Source organism: Streptomyces sp. NPDC058469 (assembly GCF_042721125.1).
Lineage (GTDB): Bacteria > Actinomycetota > Actinomycetes > Streptomycetales > Streptomycetaceae > Streptomyces.
The window spans coordinates 1-2251 of the sequence record NZ_JBHXME010000343.1 but is presented as its reverse complement, the minus strand read 5'-3'; the positions used below and the strand labels follow the sequence as shown (position 1 = coordinate 2251).

The 2251-nt window shown below is 67.1% G+C and carries 2 protein-coding genes; one reads left to right on the top strand and one right to left on the bottom strand.

What is annotated here, in order from left to right:
- Positions 1-40: 40 nt before the first annotated feature.
- Positions 41-1435, bottom strand: a complete 1395-nt coding sequence (locus tag ACFWP5_RS52285; protein ID WP_384174491.1) for an amidohydrolase family protein — start codon at positions 1433-1435, stop codon at positions 41-43.
- 82 nt (positions 1436-1517) lie between these two features.
- Here ACFWP5_RS52285 and ACFWP5_RS52280 point away from each other — a divergent pair, with 82 nt between their 5' ends.
- Positions 1518-2105 carry a TetR/AcrR family transcriptional regulator gene (locus tag ACFWP5_RS52280; RefSeq protein ID WP_384174488.1) on the top strand — a complete coding sequence of 196 codons (588 nt, stop codon included), beginning with the start codon at positions 1518-1520 and terminating at the stop codon, positions 2103-2105.
- Positions 2106-2251: the final 146 nt, after the last annotated feature.

The window sequence follows — 2251 nt, the reverse complement described above, 5'->3', positions numbered from 1 at the left end:
CATTCCACGAAGGAGCTATAAGTGAACTTATGACCCTCTTTTAGCGTCCGGTGGCCTGTTGCTTCAGTGCGGCCAGCGCTTCGGCGTCGTGGTGCCTGCCCCTGCCTACGACGCCGCTGACGGTGTGCAGGTTGGCGACCGCCGCGGTGGGGTCACCGTCGAGCAGGACGAGGTCGGCCCCCTTGCCGGCCTCGATGGTGCCGGCGTCCTTCTCCTGGCGCAGGAACCGGGCCGGGTTGAGGGTGGTGGTCTGCAATACCCGTAGCGGGCTGAGGCCGGCGCCGGCGAGTAGGTCGAACTCGTCGTGCAGCGACGCTCCGGCGACGACCCAGGCTGCGCCGACCGCGTCGGTGCCGGCCAACAGCGGCGCGCCCTCCTCGTCGAGGATCTTCACCATGCGCGACTGGAGAGCGAACTGGTCGGCGAAGACCGCGCGCTGGGTTTCGTCGAACTTCTGGCGGAACGCGTCGGCGGCCGAGGTCCAGGTTTTACGTTCCTTCGCGGTGACGTAGCGCAGGTCGGGGTCGGCCGCGAATTGCGGGTCGTCGCAGAGTTGCTGGGCCTTGATCCGGATGAGCGTCGGGCAGTTCCAGGTATCGTCCGCGGCGAACTGCCGGGCCAGTTCGCGGGCCTTGTCCTCGTCGAAGCTGTCGATCGCGTCGCGAGCGGCGTCCAGAGTGGCGGGGCCGGCCATCTGGGACGGGTTCACCACGATCTTCTGGATCGCCTTGGCGGCCACCTTGTCGGCGAACGGGATCCTGAAGGGCGGTGCTTTGATCGAGCTGCCCGAGGTCGCGGCGCGGAGATGTTCCTCATGGCAGGAGCAGCCGGCCAGCACACCGAGCCCTGGGCCGACATGCTCGATCGATCGGAAGCCGGCCTGGGATGCGGCGCGTACGTCGATGCCGGCCGGCAGGTGGCCCACCACCGGAATGCCGAGCCGGTCGGCTTCGGCCTGGACGGCGAAGTAGACCTCCGGGGTGATCAGGGCCGCCTTGATGAAGTCCGCACCCTCACGGGCCTGACGCTGCACCTCCGCGACCGCCGTGCCGGGGCTGCCCGCGTTGAACGGCGTGAGTACCGAGCCGGGTGTGCCGAGCAGCTTCGGCGTCTGGCCGTCGGCGATAGAGGCGCACTCCTGGCGTCGGCGCAGCAGCTGCGGAGTACCGCTCATCTGCCGGTAACCGGTGATGCCGAAGGCGAGCATAAGCTTCAGCTCGACGCTGGGGTCGCCGAGGTTGAGCGGATGCGCGTGCATGTCCACGAATCCGGGCACGGCGAAGCGGTCTCGGCCGTCGACATCCGCCGGATCCTGTTTCGGCCCGTCTGTGGCGCCGATCCCGGCGATCCGCCCGTCGGCGATTCGTATGTCCTGATGAGCAGTGATCGAGCCGTCCCGGGCGTCGACGACGGCGACATTGACGATGCGGTACATCAGGGTCCCTCCCGGGCGCCACCGGCGGCTGCCTTAGTGAACAAATCTGTTCACTAATTATGCTAGCAGCAAGATTAGGAGCGTGACCGTGCAACCTTCAACCCGTCGCCGAGGCCGCGCGCTGACCGAGGCGATCTACCTCGCCACCCTGCAGGATCTGGCCCGCGCCGGCTACGCCGCGCTGTCCTTCGACAAGATCGCGACCACGGCCGGCACCGGCAAGGCAGCCCTGTACCGCCGCTGGCGGAGCGTGGACGCGCTGGTGCTGGCCGCGCTGACCGACCCAGCCACCGGTTTCGGGCATCCCCCCATGCCGCCGCGCACAGGCTCCTTGCGGGCCGACCTGATCACGCTACTGACCCAGTTCGTGCACGCGCTCGACGAGCCACACGGGCAGGCCCTGCGGCCGCTGCTCGCACACCGCCACCAACATCCTGAGCTTTACGAACAGGTGTGGCGATCAGTGATCCGCCCCGCCCAGGAGGCACTGCTCGAGGTGTTGAGAGACGCCGCGGCGCGGGGCGAGGCCAACCCTGCGCGGATCACCGAACGCAGCGCCTCCGTTGGACCCCGGATGCTCCTCGTAGAAGCATGGCGCGCCGACGCCGTCGGCCGCGATGAGGTCACCGCAATCGTCGACGAAATTCTTGTTCCCCTCATGTCCGCTTGAAATCGGAAGCCACCACCTTCAAAGAAATGCAGCCCGAAATTCCGCGAAGCATCATCCATTCGCAATCCACAAACTCGATACCGCTCACATTCCATTCAAGCCTTGGGTACGCACTATCATCGGCCAAATCCGGACGCCCGATCGAC

Excerpts from the sequence above, each read along its gene's own strand:
- ACFWP5_RS52285 (WP_384174491.1), bottom strand. The coding sequence starts at position 1,435 with ATGTACCGCATCGTCAATGTCGCCGTCGTCGACGCCCGGGACGGCTCG.